This is a genomic window from Pseudomonas sp. MWU347, from assembly GCF_017947305.1.
Taxonomy (GTDB): domain Bacteria; phylum Pseudomonadota; class Gammaproteobacteria; order Pseudomonadales; family Pseudomonadaceae; genus Aquipseudomonas; species Aquipseudomonas putida_A.
In genome coordinates, this window is sequence record NZ_JAFGZB010000001.1 from 369633 (window position 1) to 386138 (window position 16506).

The window sequence follows — 16506 nt, forward strand, 5'->3', positions numbered from 1 at the left end:
CGCGATTAATGCAGCGACGGCTTGGCGGCTGGCGGCACGTCGGCTTTCTTGGTTTCCGAGAACAGCAGCAGCGGCGCGACGCGCAGGTATTCCATGACTTCCATGTAGTCGCTTTCGCCGTCTTCGGATTCTTCCAGAGCGTCTTGCACCTGGGAGATCGCCGCCAGATCCTGCAGCACTTCGGTGGCTTCAGTGCTGAGCATGCTGCTGTCGCGGCAGTTCAGGCCGAAACCGCTGAGGAAGCCCTGGCACCATTGGCCCAGTGCGGCGGCGCGGTCGGCCAGCGGCGCGTCATCGGTCGGCAGCAGCAGAACGACGGTGACGTCGTCACCGGTCAACTCACCCTTGACCATCTCTTGCAGGCCGATCAGGGCGTTGCGGACGTTGTCCTGTGGCTCGTTTTCCAGAAGTTCGGCGGCATCGATCAGCCACTCGTCGGCGTTGAAGCCGGCACCGGCGCAGCTGCGGCCGAGCAGCAGGCCGTGCAGTTCGGCAGGCGAGACGTTGTGGCCGCTGGACGTCAGCAGGGTGGCAAAGGCTTGGTACGGGGAATTCGCAATGGTCATGGGCAGCTAGGCGCCAGACGGCGCTATGTCTAGAATGAAGGCCTTGTATCCTACATCGACAGACTCGCCAAGACTATTAAAGGCTGTCCGCCAGCCAGGCGCCTGCCGCCCATCAGATGAATTCAGTGGACACAATGGAAGACACCGACCTGCAAGCGCTGATGGCCAGACTCGAAAAGCTGATTACCCGAGTCGAGCAACTAAAGAGTCAAAACGCACTCTTACTAGCTCAGGAAAAGACCTGGCGCGAGGAACGCGCTCACCTCATTGAAAAAAACGAAATCGCCCGGCGTAAGGTCGAATCGATGATTTCGCGCCTCAAGGCCCTGGAGCAAGACTCATGAGTTCAAGCAATAGCGTTACCGTGCAGATCCTCGACAAAGAATATTCGATCATCTGCCCCCAGGAAGAACGCAGCAATCTGGTCAGCGCCGCCCGCTACCTGGACGGCAAGATGCGCGAGATCCGCAGCAGCGGCAAAGTCATCGGCGCCGACCGTATTGCGGTGATGGCTGCGCTGAACATCACCCACGACCTCTTGCACAAAGAAGAGCGCCCGGACATCCAGGCCAGCGGCTCGACCCGTGAACAGGTGCGCGACTTGCTCGATCGTGTCGATCTGGTGCTGGCCGACGATCCGGACATCAGCAAGGGCTGATTCGCCAGGCCGCTTGAGGTATACTCGCCGCACTCCCTGGGGTGCTTGCCAGTTGACGATGTCCCTGAGCCGATTTGCACTACCCTGGAGGTTGCACGTTGGGCTGGTGTGCATGTCCGCCAGACGGAAAGCCTTAAAGTCTACTGCATCCTCCACCTTGAACTTTCGGGTTCAAGGGCTAAGTTGACAGCGGTTCATCCGGGGAGCCTGATTCGAATCCGATGCCGGTTTTTGCCGGCATCGGATTTTTTATGCGTGCGTTTTCGCCCTCACCTGCCGAAGCCGAACCATGACCGAACCTGCGCTGCTGCCCCGCCCGCAACTCCGCCGCCTGCTGCGCAAGGCGCGCCGCTCACTGACTCCCGGTGAACAACGACAAGCCGCCAAAGGCCTGTTCCGCCAACTGGCGCAAGACCCGCACTTCCGCCGGGCCCGACATATTTCGCTTTATCTGCCCACCGACGGTGAAATCGACCCGCGCCTGCTGCTGCGTGAAGCCCAGCGTCGCGGCAAAGCCACGTATCTGCCGGTGCTAAGCGCCTGGCCGCGAACCAAAATGGTGTTCCAGCGAATTCGCCCCGGCGACAAGCTCAAGCCCAACCGCTTCCGCATTCTCGAACCACGAGCCAATCTGGCCCATCAGCGCAAGATCTGGACCCTGGATCTGGTGCTGTTGCCACTGGTGGGGTTTGACGATGTTGGCGGACGTCTGGGGATGGGCGGCGGATTCTACGACCGCAGTCTGGCGTACCTGGCCCGGCGCAAGAACTGGCGCAAGCCGACGTTGCTGGGCCTGGCCCATGAATGTCAGAAGGTCGAACGCCTGGCGCAGGCCAGCTGGGATGTACCGTTGCAGGGCACGGTCACCGATAAAGCGTGGTATTTCGCGGGATAGACGCCGCGCAGATCAGCGGCGTCGGGAAGGCAGTTTCAGCGTTTGAAGGCGGTCGACTGTTGGACCTGTTGCGCGACTTCAACCGGAGCATCGGTCTTGCTCGTCCACAGACTTTGCGCGTAACCGGTGGTCACGACACCAAGGCCGAACAAAATAACCAAAGTCCATAGCAAATCCGGTTTGCGTTTCATCGATTGCCCCCCTCAAGGCACATCATCACGATGACAGCAGCGGTTTCCGTTCGTAGGCCGTGCAGCAGCGTCAAGCTTTAAAGGCCGGCATTTTGCGACAACGTGAACCCGGGCGCAAACGCTGACGTCAACCGACCGTCGGTTTGTCATAAAATTGCCCGACAACCTGCCCAATCACCGCTTGAGGAGCAAAAGACATGGCCTATTGGCTGATGAAATCCGAGCCCGACGAACTCTCGATCAAAGATCTGGAGAAACTCGGCAAAGCGCGCTGGGACGGGGTTCGCAACTATCAGGCGCGCAATTTCCTGCGGGCGATGGCGGTGGGCGATGAGTTCTTTTTCTACCACTCCAGTTGCCCGGAGCCGGGTATCGCCGGAATCGGCAAAATAATCGAGGCGGCGTACCCGGATCCCACCGCACTGGAACCCGAGAGCCATTACTTCGACCCGAAGGCCACACCCGAGAAAAACGCCTGGAGTGCGATTGATGTGGCACACGTCGAGACGTTTGCCCGGGTGCTGAAGCTCGATTACCTGAAACAGCAGACTGCGCTGGCCGAAATACCGCTGGTGCAAAAAGGCAGTCGCCTGTCGGTGATGCCGGTGACGGCCGAACAGTGGGCCGCCGTGCTCGGCTTGCGCTGAGAACTTGCCGGTCACGGTTTTTACCGACAAAAGGGGCTAGGCTTGACGCTCATTTGACTGACATCAAGCGAATGGAACGCTTGAACAGTCAGACTGCAAGCCACTGCCGCAGGATGCCCCCATGTCGACGCACAGCCGTTCTTCACTTCTATACGCCGGTTCGCTCCTGGTATTACTCGCCGTCGCTGGCGGCCTCGGTTACTGGATGTCCATCAGCAGCCGCCTGGTCGAAGGACTGTCGATGGGCAACGGGCGGCTGGAAGCCACCGAAGTGCAGATCGCCAGCAAGACTCCCGGGCGCCTCGCCGAAGTACTGGTCGACGAAGGCGACAAGGTCAGCAAGGGCCAACTGCTGGCGCGTATGGACACCCGCACCCTCGAAGCCCAGCGCAATCAGGCCGAAGCCGAAGTGTTGCGCGCCCGGGAGAATCTCAACGCCGCTCAGGCCAACGTGCAATTGCGCCAGAGTGAACTGCTGCTGGCCCAGCAAGAGCTCGGGCGTTCGCAATCACTGTTCAAGCACGGTTATGTCAGCGCGCAGATCATCGATCAGCTGCAGTCACGCATCGGCACCGGTAATGCCGCCGTTGTCGCCGCCCGGGCCCAGGTGTCTGCTGTCAGTGCGGCGATTGGCGCGGCACAGGCTCAAGTCGCACAGTTGACCAGTGAAATTGACGACAGCAGTCTGCGCGCGCCGATTGATGGCGTGATCCAGCTGCGCATGGCCGAGCCCGGCGAAGTGCTGGGGGCCGGGGGCCGGGTCTTGCTGCTGATCGATCCCAACGACCAGTACATGAACCTCTATCTGTCAGCCGCGGTGGCTGGGCGCCTGGCGGTGGGCGATGACGCTCGCGTGCTGCTCGATGCCTTGCCCGATAAACCGCTGCCGGCAAAAATCAGCTTCGTCGCAGCCAAATCGCAGTTCACCCCTAAAGAGGTCGAGACCCGCGACGAGCGGCAAAAACTGGTGTTCCGCGTCAAGCTGCGCCTGGTTCAGCCCAGCGCCGTGCCGCAGGCCAAACCCGGCATGCCCGGGGCCGGCTACGTGCGGATCGCGCCCGTCGAATGGCCGGCCAATCTGCAATGAGCGGCCTTGCGGTTCAAGCGAACGGTATCGCGCACCGCTACGGCAAACAGCAAGCGCTGAGCGACATCGCCTTCAGCCTGCCCGCCGGCACCCGTTGCGGACTGATCGGCCCCGATGGCGCCGGCAAATCCAGTCTGCTGGGGTTGATTGCCGGCGTGAAGACCTTGCAGCAAGGGCAGCTGGACGTGCTCGGTGGCGCGATCGAGGATCGCCAGCATCGCGACACACTCTATGCGCGCATCGCCTTCATGCCGCAGGGGCTGGGCGGCAACTTGTACCCGGAGCTGTCGATCCGCGAGAACATCCAGTTCTTCTCGACGCTGTTCGGCCTGTCCAAGGCTGAAAGCGAGCAGCGCATGCACAGCCTGTTGCTCGCCACGGATCTGCTGAAGTTCGCCGAGCGCCCTGCCGGCAAGTTGTCCGGTGGGATGAAGCAGAAACTCGGGCTGTGCTGCGCGCTGATCCATGAACCGGATCTGCTGATCCTCGATGAGCCGACCACCGGCGTCGACCCGCTCTCGCGCCGGCGCTTCTGGGAGTTGGTCGACGATGTGCGACGCCAGCGCCCGCAACTGACGCTGCTGGTCGCCACGGCCTATATGGAAGAAGCCGAGCAGTTCGAGCATTGCCTGATGCTCGATGCCGGCAAGTTGATCGCCACCGGCCTGAGCCGCGAGCTGGCGAACGTCACCCCCAGCGGCAAACTCGATGACGCCTTCACCCATTTTCAGGGTGACAGCCAGCATGACGCTCAGCCGCTGGTGATTCCACCGCGCACCGGCAACAGCAGCGACATCGCCATCGAAGCCCACGACCTGACGCTGCGCTTCGGCGACTTCACCGCTGTGGATCACGTCAGTTTTGCCATTGGGCGTGGCGAGATTTTCGGCTTTCTTGGCTCCAACGGCTGCGGCAAGACCACCACCATGAAAGTCCTGACCGGGTTGATGCCGGCCAGTGAAGGCAGTGCGACGCTGCTCGGCAACCCGGTGAACGCCAAGGATCTGGCCACGCGCAAGCGGGTCGGCTTCATGTCGCAGAGTTTTTCGCTGTATGGCGAACTCAGTGTGCGGCAGAACCTCGAGCTGCACGCGCGGCTGTTCGACCTGCCCAAAACCGAGAGTGCACAACGCATCGAGGCATTGATTCAGCGCTTCAATCTGCTTGCGGTCGCCGACCAGCCTTCCGGGGCGTTGCCATTGGGACTGCGCCAACGTCTGTCACTGGCGGTGGCGGTGCTGCACCGCCCGGAGGTGCTGATTCTCGACGAGCCGACTTCCGGCGTCGATCCGGCAGCCCGCGATGACTTCTGGCGACTGTTGATCGAGTTGTCCCGCGAACAGGGCGTGACGATCTTCCTCTCCACGCACTTCATGAACGAAGCGCGGCGCTGCGACCGCATCTCGCTGATGCACGCGGGCAAAGTTCTCGCCTGCGACACCCCGGCGGCGCTGCAACGCCAGTTTGCCGGCGAGACGCTGGAAGCGGCCTTCGTCACTTGCCTGGAACAGGCTCAGGGCGCTCAGCCATCAGCGCCTGTGGCCGAACCGCAAATGGCGCCGCCGAGCGCAGCGACAACACCGCTGCCCCGTCACGGTTTCAGCCTCGGTCGCCTGTTGGCCGTGGCCAGTCGCGAAGGCAAGGAGCTGTTGCGCGACAAAGTGCGCATGGCGTTCGCCTTGGCCGGGGCGATTTTCATGATGGTGATCTTCGGTTACGGCATCTCGCTGGACGTGGAAAACCTCGCGTTCGCCGTGTACGACCAGGATCAGACGCCGCAGAGCCGAGCTTATCTGGAGGCGTTTCGCGGCTCCCGGTACTTCGACGAACAGCCGGCCATTCATGACCCGCAGGAACTGCACCGGCGCCTGCAACGCTCGGAAATCAAACTGGCGCTGGAGATTCCCCCCGGATTCGGCCGCGATCTGTACGCCGGGCGCCAACCCGCTGTGGCGGCGTGGCTGGATGGCGGCATGCCGTTTCGCGCCGAAACCAGCCGCAATTATGTTGAAGCCGTACACTTGGCCAATCTGCAACAACTAGCCGAGCAGAGCAGCCCGGCGCTGGCCCACCCGGCGGCCGCCAGCCTGGAAACCCGCTTTCGTTACAACCAGGACGTGGTTAGCGTCAACGCTATCGGCCCCGGGGTCATGGCGCTGATTCTGGCGTTCATTCCGGCGATGCTCACGGCGCTGGGCATCGTCCGCGAAAAGGAGCTGGGGTCGATCACCAATTTCTACGCCACGCCCCTGACCCGTCTGGAGTTTCTGCTGGGCAAACAGGCGCCGTACCTGCTGGTCAGTCTGGTCAATCTGGCGCTGCTGGTGGCGATGAATCGCTGGCTGTTCGGCGTGCCGTTCAAGGGCAGCCTGCTGACACTGGCATTCGGCGGACTGCTGTATGTGTTGGCGACCACCAGCATGGGCCTGCTGATTTCGGCATTCACCCGCACGCAAATCGCCGCGATCCTCGGCACCATGATCATCACCAGCCTGCCGACCATCCAGTTCTCCGGGCTGATCGTGCCGCGCTCGTCGCTGGAAGGTGCGGCAGCAGTGATGGGCATGCTGTTTCCGGCGGGGCACTTCCTCGACATCGCGGTGGGTACGTTCACCAAAGCGCTGGACTTGCGTCAACTGTGGCCACAGTGCCTGGCGCTGTTCGGGTTCTTTGTCGGGTTCACCGGGCTGAGCCTGATCATGCTGAAAAAGCAGGAGGCCTGATGCACAAGTTCGCGCACATCCTGCGCCTGGGACTCAAGGAACTGACCAGCCTGCGCCATGACAGCGTGTTGCTGCTGTTCCTGTTCTACGCCTTCACCGTGGCGATTTACATGCCCGCCGCCGGTTCGGTGATCGGCGTGCACAACGCCAGCGTGGCCATCGTCGACGAAGACCACAGCGCCCTCTCACGCCAATTGGCCCAGGCCCTGCAGCCGCCGGAATTCCAGACGCCGGTGCTGCTGCCTTATGCGCAACTGGATCAGGTCATGGACAGCGGTGAGTACACCTTCGTGATCAATATTCCGGCGGGCTTTCAAACCGACTTGCTCGCCGCGCGGCAACCGGCGATTCAGGTCAACGTCGATGCCACAGCGATGAGCCAGGCGTTCATGGGCGCCGGCTACATCGGCCGGATCTTCCAGCGCGAATTGCTCGACTATGCCGGTCAGGGCGGTGCAGCGGCCAAGGCACCCGTGCAACTGACTACTCGCGCCCTGTTCAACACCAATCTGGAGGGCGGCTGGTTTCTGGCGGTGATTCAGATCGTCAACAACATCACTATTCTGGCGATCATCCTCACCGGCACGGCGCTGCTGCGCGAACGCGAACACGGCACGCTCGACCATTTGCTGGTGCTGCCGCTGACGGCCCTGGAAATCATGCTGGCGAAAATCTGGAGCAACCTGCTGGTGGTGGTGTTGTGCACCTGGCTGTCGCTGGAGGTGGTGGTCAAAGGCCTGCTGGATGTGCCGTTGGCCGGCTCGATGAGCCTGTTTTTGCTGGTGACTGCGGTTTATCTGTTTGCCAGTACCGCGCTGGGCATCTTTCTGGCGACGCTGGCGCGTTCGACGCCGCAGTTCGGCCTGCTGGCGATTCCGGTGATCATCCCGATGTTGCTGCTGTCCGGCGGCAGCACGCCATTGGACAGCATGCCGCAGTGGCTGCAATGGGTCATGCAGGGCTCGCCGTCCACACACTTTGTCAGCCTCAGCGCCGCGATTCTGTTTCGCGATGCCGGGCTGAGCGTGGTCTGGCCGGACTTGCTGGCGCTGACGGCTATCGGCCTGCTGTTCTTCGTCATCGCGTTGGCGCGCTTTCGCAAAAGCCTGGCGTCCTGAACAGCGGCCAGCGTGGTTACTGAATGATCAGGTTGTTGAACAACAGATCTTCAACCACCGGCTTGCCGGTCTCGTCATTCATCACTTGCTGGGTCTGCTTCAGGGCTTCCTGACGCAGCTTTTCCTTGCCTTCGATGCTGCCCATCGCCTCGGTGGTCTGCTGAGTGAACAGCGCCACCAGTTGATTGCGAATCAGCGGCTCGTTGGCCTTGACCAGTTTGGTCGCCTCTTCGCCGGTCACACGCAGCGCCACGTCGGCCTTGTAGACCTTCAGCTTGGGCGTGCCGTCCAGCCCGTAGTTACCCACGAACGGCGGGCTCAGGGTGATGTAGTTGACCTTCGGCGCCTCGCCTTCTTTGGCTTCTTCGGCCAGCGCTGCCACAGGCAGAGACAGGGCCAGCAACAACATGATCCACGCTTTCACAATTCGCTCCTTATCCGGTTTGCGGCCTAGCATAACGACCCGCCGCGCAAGCACAAGCTTATGGCTGACTATCAGGGCCGGGCATGCTCGTTGACCCGTTGACTGACACACCTACACTTATCGGCCATCACTCCCAAAGGAATAGCCCTGATGAAAGCCGTGCTGTGCAAAGCCTTCGGCCCTGCCGAATCGCTGGTGCTGGAAGACGTCGCCAGTCCTGTCGCGAAGAAGAACGAAATCCTGCTGGAGGTGCACGCCGCCGGGGTCAACTTCCCGGACACGCTGATCATCGAGGGCAAGTATCAGTTCAAGCCGCCCTTCCCGTTTTCGCCGGGGGGCGAAGCGGCCGGCGTGGTCAGCGCCGTCGGTGAGAAAGTCAGCCACCTGAAAGTCGGCGACCGGGTCATGGCCCTGACCGGCTGGGGCAGCTTCGCCGAACAGGTCGCGGTGCCGGGTTACAACGTGCTGCCGATCCCGCCGTCGATGGATTTCAACACCGCCGCCGCGTTCAGCATGACCTACGGCACCTCGATGCACGCCCTCAAACAACGGGCCAACCTGCAACCGGGCGAGACCCTGCTGGTGCTCGGCGCCTCCGGTGGCGTCGGCCTGGCGGCGGTGGAAATCGGCAAAGCCATGGGTGCCCGGGTCATTGCCGCCGCCAGCAGCGCGGAAAAACTCGCCGTGGCCAAGGCCGCCGGTGCCGATGAACTGATCAACTACAGCGAAACCAGCCTCAAGGACGAAATCAAACGCCTCACCGACGGCCAGGGCGCCGACGTGATCTACGACCCGGTCGGCGGCGACCTGTTTGATCAGGCCATCCGCGCCATCGCCTGGAACGGCCGCCTGCTGGTGGTCGGCTTCGCCAGCGGACGCATCCCCGAGCTGCCGGTCAACCTCGCCCTGCTCAAGGGCGCCGCGGTACTCGGCGTGTTCTGGGGCTCCTTCGCCCAGCGTCAGCCGCAGGACAACGCGGCGAACTTCCAGCAGTTGTTCGGCTGGTTCGCCGAGGGCAAGTTGAAGCCGCTGGTGTCGCAGGTGTATCCGCTGAGCAACGCGGCGCAGGCGATCAACGATCTGGGGCAGCGCAAGGCGGTGGGCAAGGTGGTGGTGCAGGTGCGCTGAGTGTTTTCTGGCCGGTGACCTCTCGGAGCCGGCCTGATTCGCGCCAGGCAGCAACACAGCGTCGCTGGCTATCAAAGCAACTCGCGAACCTCTCCCGGCAGAAAACTCATGTAGCTACGCATAGGAGCTTCCCGGCAGCCTCTGACGATCATCGGTACGCGCCGGTTCATCTTGGCGATGATTGCCAGACGTTGTTCATCGGCCAACTGACTCTTGAGAATCACGTTGGAAACGTAAGCACGGGTGTAATTAAACACTTCTGCGTCGACCCAGGCGTGCTCAGGCATGTTCCTGAAACCGTCATTGATGACGCGACACTTTACTGACTTCAGCCACTGGTTGATGTCGATCGGCTGATCCCTCGCCAATCGAAAGAGCATCGGCGCCACGATGGGCTGTTCCGCAGGCCGACCGTCTTCAACCGTCCAGGGCCTGAAGCGCCACTGTGTTATGGCGTCTTTGACCGCCTCAGCCAGATCGGGGTGATCACTTTGCACGATGTCGATTGCGCTGACCGAGCCATCCGCCTTGACGATAAAGCTGACCCTGACCTCGCCTTCGACCCCTGCCCTGGACAACCTCTTCGGGTAAATCGGCTGCGGGTTGTTTTCAGGTATGAGTAACCCTTCTGCCGCCAGTGCAAGACTGAAGATCGTCAATAAAAGCCCTGCAAAAAACCACCGCATGATCGCGCCCCTTCCCTATTGAGATGCCTGTCCGGCAACAACAGAAAGTTTACGGAGCACTGTCTTTTAACTGAATGGCGCAGCTTCGCTATTGAATGCAGGACATTTCCTGATCCCGATGGGAAATCCGACGAAACCGCTGGGCAAATGACGGCAGGTAAATTTTCTGACGGACGTTTAGCCGCCGTTCGGCCCGGCAGAGTCGCCCGACAACAAGTGCTCCTGCACCTTCAGACTGCGCGACGGAATCAGCCGGCCCTTGTCATCGAAGCGCAGGACGATCAGCCAGTCGAAGACATCATCCGGCCATTTTTCCTGGCCCATCAGCGCTGTGGGGTCACCGCCGAAGGCTTTGATCAGTTTATTGATATGGCCGTGGTGCCAGGCGATTAGCACCGTCTGCGCCTGATTGCTCTTGCGCAACAGTTTGACCAGTTGATGCAGATCGCCGTTGACGTAGGGCTGCTCGATCGCAAGGTTCAAGCGCTGGGCCAACGGGGTCAGGGTCAGGCGTGAGCGCGAACTTTCCGGGGTATCGCCGGCAGCGATCAAACGCTGGGGGGTGAACGTCTGGCCGTCGAGTTTCAGCGGATTGAAATAGTCGACGTAGGCGGCGGCACGTTGCTCGCCTCGGGCATTGAGCACCGATCCTGTATCCGGTTTTTCCGCATGCCGAATGATCAGCACCGTGGCGTTGCCCAGGCCGGAATGAGAAGGATGATCGGTGACGATCAATGCCAGCAACACGACGGCAAGTCCCGCTGCCACCAAAAATCTCGGCACCAACATGCGAACCTTCAGTGACATTGCTTATCTCGGCTGATCAATCGGCTGAACGGGCCGCGAGTCTAAGTCACTCCATGTAGATAAGTGGTGAAAACGCCCTGTTCTTACAGCTGAGCGACAGGTTCGTAAAAGAACGTGCGACTTCCAACATTTTCCGCTGTTTTGCCGATGCGAACCGGTGCTATTTTCGGTAACGAAACTGTAACATTCGCATCCGCAGTCAAAACAAGAAATCTGGAGCTCTTGAATGTTTGCTTTCTTTCGTCCTGCCGCACATCAGGCTCCATTGCCTGAAGAAAAAATAGACAGTACTTACCGACGCCTGCGCTGGCAGATCTTCGCCGGTATCTTCTTTGGCTACGCGGGTTACTACCTGCTGCGCAAAAACTTCTCGCTGGCCATGCCGTACCTGATCGACGAAGGCTACAGCCGTGGCGATCTGGGTCTGGCGATGTCGGCCATCGCCATTGCCTACGGTCTGTCGAAGTTCCTGATGGGCCTGGTGTCCGACCGTTCCAACCCGCGCTACTTCCTGCCATTCGGCCTGCTGGTGTCGGCCGGGGTGATGTTCATTTTCGGTTTCGCGCCGTGGGCGACTTCCAGCGTGACCATGATGTTCATCCTGCTGTTCATCAACGGCTGGGCCCAGGGCATGGGCTGGCCGCCGAGCGGACGCACCATGGTGCACTGGTGGTCGCAGAAGGAACGTGGCGGCGTGGTTTCGGTGTGGAACGTGGCGCATAACGTCGGTGGCGGTCTGATCGGCCCGCTGTTCCTGATCGGCATGGGCCTGTTCAATGACTGGCACGCAGCCTTCTACGTTCCGGCAGCGGTGGCGCTGGGCGTGGCGGTGTTTGCCTTCATCACCATGCGTGACACCCCGCAATCTGTCGGCCTGCCGCCGATCGAGAAGTACAAGAACGATTACCCGGAAGGCTACGACGCCAGCCACGAAGACGAATTCAGCGCCAAGGAAATTTTCGTCAAATACGTGCTGCGCAACAAAATGCTCTGGTACATCGCCATGGCCAACGTGTTCGTTTACCTGCTGCGCTACGGCGTACTGGATTGGGCGCCGACCTACCTGAAAGAAGCCAAAGGTTTCACCGTGGATAAAACCTCGTGGGCCTATTTCTTCTACGAGTGGGCGGGCATTCCGGGCACGCTGCTGTGCGGCTGGATGTCGGACAAGATCTTCCGTGGCAATCGTGGCCTGACCGGCATGGTGTTCATGGCGCTGGTGACCGTGGCGACGCTGGTGTACTGGCTGAACCCGGCCGGCAACCCGACGGTGGACATGATCGCGCTGTTCTCGATCGGCTTCCTGATCTATGGCCCGGTGATGCTGATCGGCCTGCAGGCGCTGGAACTGGCACCGAAGAAAGCCGCCGGCACGGCTGCGGGCTTCACCGGTCTGTTCGGTTACCTGGGTGGTTCGGTCGCGGCGAGTGCGGCGATGGGCTACACCGTTGACCACTTCGGCTGGAACGGTGGTTTTGTCCTGCTGGTGGGCGCTTGCCTGCTGTCGATGGCCTTCCTGGCGCCGACCCTATGGCACAAGCAAGTCGCCAGTCAGAGCCGCGAAGCCGTCGCCTGATCGGCTTTTGACTGACAGCGCTTGAGCCGCGCCTCCAGATTTCGATCCGGCATGGCGTGGCTGCGCAGGGCGTGGGCGGTCTGCTCGACATAATCGCGAGTGGTGCCGTAACGCCCGCAAGCGCTTTCGAACACCTGACTCAGCACGTGATCCGGCAAGTTGCCGGCATAGCTGGGCAGGTGTCGCTCCAAAACAAACCCTAACGCCTGAACCTGACTGCCATCTTCGAGCCGGCAGTTCAGCCAGTGCGGGCGATAGGACGGGAACGGCATCTCGCGTTTCCACAGCGCGTACAGCGCAGCGTCGAGATTCTCTTCCGGCAGCCGATAGGCGAAGCCGCTGCATGAACCGCCGCGATCCAGACCAAATACCAGCCCGGGCATTTCCGGCGTCCCCCGATGCTCGTGCGACCACAAATACAGGCCGCGGTGGTAGCCATGGACGCGCCCGCGCACCCGCTCCACCGCCGTACATTCCGGGCGCCAGATCAGCGACCCGTAGGCGAACAGCCACACCGGCCCGCCCTTGTGGCGCGCCATGGTCGATTGCATGGAAGCGAGAAGTTGTTCGTGAGTGAGCTGCGGCCCCAGATCGAGCCGCGGAGGATAAGCCAGATTCAGAAAAGCAGATTCTATGGCTGTCATGACGGAAGTGTTCGGCCCCGCAAGTATTACAAGATGTAAGCGCAATTCGTTCGTTAGAACATATAGCAGTAAATCTAAAACGAAAAGTGCTAAAGGATGTATGACCTGCTCGATAGCGCTAAATCGGGTGTATCAGTCAACGCTATGCGGTTTTATATAGCCTAATACCATTGCCGAAATATCTTAAATACCCGAATGAAATATGCATAAGCCTTCGCTTGTTCAGGATTGGTTCAAGAAAGCGCAGGAATCTTCCTACTAAAATGTCGGACTTTCTTTCTTCTCCGTCGCTGAACGCCTACGTATAACGGCCTTCCTCTGGCGCAAGCCATCCCGTTTAACTGAGGCTGCACTATGAAAATCCCAAGACTTCTGGCCGCGTTGCTGATGGCTCAGGCCGGCCATGCATTGGCCGAGGACAATGCGCAAGGCAAAGGCTTCTGGTATGCCCAGACCAGTGTCTACACCCGACATTACTCGCCCGACCCCGAGCACAATAATCATCAGGACTTGATCGGCATCGAACGCAATCAGGCGTCCGGCTGGGTATTTGGCGGGGCAACTTTCCGTAACTCGTTCCGCCAGCGCTCGAACTACGCCTATGTCGGCAAGCGCTATGACAGCAGCGAATATCCGCTGTATCTGAAACTCACGGGTGGGCTGTTGCAGGGTTATCGCGGTGATTACAAGGACAAGATTCCTTTGAACCGCTACGGCGTTGCGCCGGTGATCATTCCGTCCGTCGGGACTCACTACGGCCCATTGGCCGCCGAGCTGGTATTTCTCGGCGCCAATGCGGCGATGGTGACTAGCGGCGTGCGCTTCTAGAAGCGCGGCTCAGGCGCGGGACGCAAGAGCTCGGCTCAAGAGCGCGGCTCAATTCGCGCGGCTCAAGAGCGCGGCGCATACGCAAATACATCGGCGCGCATCTGGTGCGCATCCATCCCGGCTTCCACCAGCGCATCCAGAGTCCCGTAGACCATCGCCGGCGAGCCGCTGGCGTATACATGCAGGGACTTCAGATCGGCGAAGTCTTCACACACGGCCTGGTGCAACATCCCGCAGCGCCCTTCCCAACCGCACTGGTCGCTGACGACTTTGTGCAGGAACAGATTGGGCAGCTTCAGCCATTCGTCCCAATGCTCGATGTCGTAGAAATCTTCCGGACGGCGTACGCCCCAGTACAGATGCACCGGGTGTTTGAAGCCGTTGGCGCGGCAGTGTTCGATCAGGCTGTGGATCTGGCCCATGCCGGTGCCGGCGGCGATCAACACCAGTGGCCCGTCAGGCAACTCGGCGAGGTGAGTGTCACCGAATGGCAGCTCGACGCGCACCATCGCGTTGCGTTGCAACTGCTCGATCAGACTTAGTGCACTGGCCTCACGGGCCAGCACGTGGATTTCCAGATCGCGCCCGCCGTGCGGCGCCGAGGCCATGGAGAACGCCGACTTCTCGCCGTTTTCACGCTCGATCATCAGGTACTGCCCGGCGTGATAACGCGGCGGCTTGCCGGCCGGCGCACGCAGGCGCACGCGCCAGGTGTCGCCACCGACATCCCGGCATTCGATGACCTGACACGACAGGCTGCGCACCGGCAGTTCTCCCAGCGCGAGCACGCCATCCCACAGCAGGACGCAGTCTTCCAGCGGCTCGGCTATGCAAGTGTAGAACTCGCCGTGGTCGTGCACCTTGCCGGCCTGCTCGACCCGGCCTTCCACCAGCAGCGCCGCACATACGTGGCAATTGCCGTTGCGGCAGCTTTGCGGGCATTCATAGCCCAGGCGCCGCGCACCATCGAGAATCCGCTCGCCGGGCCGTATCTCAAGCACCGCTCCGGAGGGCTGCAGGGTTACACGCATCAATCTATTCCTAACTGATTCCAGATGGCATCGATCCGCTGGGTGACGGCGTCGTCCTTGACGATTACGCGGCCCCACTCGCGAGTGGTTTCGCCCGGCCACTTGTGGGTGGCATCCAGGCCCATTTTCGAGCCCAGGCCGGACACCGGCGAGGCGAAGTCGAGGTAGTCGATCGGCGTGTTGTCGATCATCACCGTGTCGCGCTTGGGGTCCATGCGCGTGGTGATGGCCCAGATCACGTCGTTCCAGTCCCGGGCGTTGATATCGTCGTCAGTGACGATAACGAACTTGGTGTACATGAACTGTCGCAAAAACGACCATACACCGAGCATCACGCGCTTGGCATGCCCCGGATACGACTTCTTCATCGTCACCACGGCCATGCGGTACGAGCAGCCTTCGGGCGGCAGATAGAAATCGGTGATTTCCGGGAACTGCTTCTGCAGGATCGGCACGAACACTTCGTTCAGCGCCACGCCGAGGATCGCCGGCTCATCCGGTGGACGGCCGGTGTAGGTGCTGTGATAGATCGGCTTGATCCGGTGGGTAATGCGCTCGACGGTGAACACCGGGAAGCTGTCGACTTCGTTGTAGTAACCGGTGTGGTCGCCGTACGGGCCTTCGTCGGCCATTTCGCCCGGATGAATCACCCCTTCGAGGATGATCTCGGCAGTGGCCGGCACTTGCAGGTCGTTGCCACGGCACTTGACGAGCTCGGTGCGGTTACCGCGCAACAGGCCGGCGAAAGCGTATTCGGAGAGACTGTCCGGCACCGGCGTCACGGCGCCGAGGATGGTCGCAGGGTCGGCGCCCAGCGCCACGGAGACCGGGAACGGCTGGCCCGGGTGCTTCTCGCACCACTCACGGAAGTCCAGCGCACCGCCACGGTGGCTGAGCCAGCGCATGATCACCTTGTTGCGGCCGATCACTTGCTGACGGTAGATGCCGAGGTTCTGGCGATCCTTGTTCGGGCCTTTGGTGACGGTCAGGCCCCAAGTGATCAGCGGGCCGACGTCGCCGGGCCAGCAGGTCTGCACCGGCAGCATCGCCAGGTCGACGTCGTCGCCTTCGATGACCACTTCCTGGCACACCGCGTCTTTGACGACTTTCGGCGCCATCGAGATGATCTTGCGGAAGATCGGCAGTTTCGACCACGCGTCCTTCAAGCCCTTCGGTGGCTCCGGCTCCTTGAGGAAAGCCAGCAGCTTGCCGATCTCGCGCAGTTCGCTGACCGACTCGGCGCCCATGCCCATGGCCACCCGCTCCGGGGTGCCAAACAGGTTGCCGAGCACCGGGATGTCGTAGCCGGTCGGCTTCTCGAACAGCAGCGCCGGGCCCTTGGCCCGCAGTGTGCGGTCGCACACCTCGGTCATCTCCAGCACCGGCGAGACGGGAATCTGGATGCGTTTCAACTCTCCGCGCTGCTCAAGCTGCTGCACGAAATCCCGAAGATCCTTGAATTTCATTGACGATGGCACCCTCAAAATAGGCGTACAT

The 16506-nt window shown here is 61.1% G+C and carries 18 protein-coding genes and 1 other RNA gene; 11 read left to right on the forward strand and 8 right to left on the reverse strand.

Features of this window, described 5'->3' with window-relative positions; translation table 11 throughout:
* Positions 1-5: 5 nt before the first annotated feature.
* Positions 6-566 (reverse strand): YecA family protein, encoded by a 561-nt coding sequence (locus KCG87_RS01640; protein WP_098966178.1) that lies wholly within the window; start codon positions 564-566, stop codon positions 6-8.
* Positions 567-700: 134 nt separating this feature from the next.
* Between KCG87_RS01640 and KCG87_RS01645 the strand changes: the two genes are divergently transcribed.
* The 4 genes from KCG87_RS01645 (at position 701) to KCG87_RS01660 (ending at position 2119) form a co-directional block, all read left to right on the forward strand.
* Positions 701-910, forward strand: coding sequence for a TIGR02449 family protein (locus tag KCG87_RS01645; protein WP_103483758.1), 210 nt, complete (start codon positions 701-703; stop codon positions 908-910).
* Positions 907-1224, forward strand: coding sequence for a cell division protein ZapA (locus tag KCG87_RS01650; protein ID WP_007967943.1), 318 nt, complete (start codon positions 907-909; stop codon positions 1222-1224). Before KCG87_RS01645 ends, KCG87_RS01650 begins: the two co-directional genes overlap by 4 nt.
* Positions 1225-1254: 30 nt before the next feature.
* Positions 1255-1433, forward strand: a non-coding RNA gene (gene ssrS, locus KCG87_RS01655) — 6S RNA.
* 80 nt (positions 1434-1513) lie between these two features.
* Positions 1514-2119, forward strand: a complete 606-nt coding sequence (locus KCG87_RS01660) for a 5-formyltetrahydrofolate cyclo-ligase (protein ID WP_095137625.1) — start codon at positions 1514-1516, stop codon at positions 2117-2119.
* A gap of 35 nt (positions 2120-2154) precedes the next feature.
* Here the strand turns inward: KCG87_RS01660 and KCG87_RS01665 are convergent, their stop codons facing one another.
* Positions 2155-2310, reverse strand: a complete 156-nt coding sequence (locus tag KCG87_RS01665) for a hypothetical protein (protein WP_003229308.1) — start codon at positions 2308-2310, stop codon at positions 2155-2157.
* 197 nt (positions 2311-2507) lie between these two features.
* Here KCG87_RS01665 and KCG87_RS01670 point away from each other — a divergent pair, with 197 nt between their 5' ends.
* The 4 genes from KCG87_RS01670 (at position 2508) to KCG87_RS01685 (ending at position 7885) form a co-directional block, all read left to right on the forward strand.
* Positions 2508-2957, forward strand: coding sequence for an EVE domain-containing protein (locus KCG87_RS01670; protein ID WP_210556370.1), 450 nt, complete (start codon positions 2508-2510; stop codon positions 2955-2957).
* A gap of 121 nt (positions 2958-3078) precedes the next feature.
* Positions 3079-4044, forward strand: a complete 966-nt coding sequence (locus KCG87_RS01675; RefSeq protein ID WP_210556368.1) for an efflux RND transporter periplasmic adaptor subunit — start codon at positions 3079-3081, stop codon at positions 4042-4044.
* Positions 4041-6767, forward strand: a complete 2727-nt coding sequence (rbbA, locus tag KCG87_RS01680) for a ribosome-associated ATPase/putative transporter RbbA (RefSeq protein ID WP_210556365.1) — start codon at positions 4041-4043, stop codon at positions 6765-6767. The genes KCG87_RS01675 and rbbA overlap by 4 nt, the downstream gene beginning before the upstream one ends.
* The gene (locus KCG87_RS01685) at positions 6767-7885 is read left to right on the forward strand and encodes an ABC transporter permease (RefSeq protein WP_210556363.1); all 1119 of its coding nucleotides are present in this window, start codon (positions 6767-6769) and stop codon (positions 7883-7885) included. The genes rbbA and KCG87_RS01685 overlap by 1 nt, the downstream gene beginning before the upstream one ends.
* Before the next feature lie 16 nt (positions 7886-7901).
* Here the strand turns inward: KCG87_RS01685 and KCG87_RS01690 are convergent, their stop codons facing one another.
* A complete protein-coding gene (locus KCG87_RS01690; RefSeq protein ID WP_027610485.1) occupies positions 7902-8309 on the reverse strand; it encodes a flagellar basal body-associated protein FliL in 408 nt (135 codons plus the stop codon).
* Positions 8310-8459: 150 nt separating this feature from the next.
* Between KCG87_RS01690 and KCG87_RS01695 the strand changes: the two genes are divergently transcribed.
* On the forward strand, positions 8460-9437 hold the full coding sequence (locus tag KCG87_RS01695) for an NADPH:quinone oxidoreductase family protein (RefSeq protein WP_115985873.1): 978 nt from the start codon (positions 8460-8462) through the stop codon (positions 9435-9437).
* Positions 9438-9508: 71 nt separating this feature from the next.
* Here the strand turns inward: KCG87_RS01695 and KCG87_RS01700 are convergent, their stop codons facing one another.
* Entirely contained in the window at positions 9509-10123 is a 615-nt protein-coding gene (locus tag KCG87_RS01700) for an energy transducer TonB (protein WP_098966189.1), read from the reverse strand.
* Positions 10124-10300: 177 nt separating this feature from the next.
* Positions 10301-10930, reverse strand: coding sequence for a flagellar basal body-associated protein FliL (locus KCG87_RS01705; protein ID WP_134784926.1), 630 nt, complete (start codon positions 10928-10930; stop codon positions 10301-10303).
* Positions 10931-11156: 226 nt separating this feature from the next.
* Between KCG87_RS01705 and glpT the strand changes: the two genes are divergently transcribed.
* Complete coding sequence (gene glpT / locus KCG87_RS01710) at positions 11157-12506, forward strand: glycerol-3-phosphate transporter (protein ID WP_027610481.1); 1350 nt, start codon at positions 11157-11159, stop codon at positions 12504-12506.
* Here glpT and KCG87_RS01715 read toward each other — a convergent pair.
* Positions 12482-13150 carry a gamma-glutamylcyclotransferase gene (locus tag KCG87_RS01715; protein WP_098966192.1) on the reverse strand — a complete coding sequence of 223 codons (669 nt, stop codon included), beginning with the start codon at positions 13148-13150 and terminating at the stop codon, positions 12482-12484. The two genes, glpT and KCG87_RS01715, sit on opposite strands and share 25 nt — an antisense overlap.
* A gap of 354 nt (positions 13151-13504) precedes the next feature.
* Between KCG87_RS01715 and KCG87_RS01720 the strand changes: the two genes are divergently transcribed.
* The gene (locus KCG87_RS01720) at positions 13505-13978 is read left to right on the forward strand and encodes a sn-glycerol-3-phosphate transporter (RefSeq protein ID WP_139055148.1); all 474 of its coding nucleotides are present in this window, start codon (positions 13505-13507) and stop codon (positions 13976-13978) included.
* A 62-nt stretch (positions 13979-14040) separates the two neighbouring features.
* Here the strand turns inward: KCG87_RS01720 and KCG87_RS01725 are convergent, their stop codons facing one another.
* Both KCG87_RS01725 and ubiD read right to left on the reverse strand, forming a co-directional pair.
* Positions 14041-15009, reverse strand: a complete 969-nt coding sequence (locus tag KCG87_RS01725; RefSeq protein ID WP_047596694.1) for a CDP-6-deoxy-delta-3,4-glucoseen reductase — start codon at positions 15007-15009, stop codon at positions 14041-14043.
* Complete coding sequence (ubiD, locus tag KCG87_RS01730; protein WP_003229330.1) at positions 15009-16475, reverse strand: 4-hydroxy-3-polyprenylbenzoate decarboxylase; 1467 nt, start codon at positions 16473-16475, stop codon at positions 15009-15011. Before ubiD ends, KCG87_RS01725 begins: the two co-directional genes overlap by 1 nt.
* Positions 16476-16506: the final 31 nt, after the last annotated feature.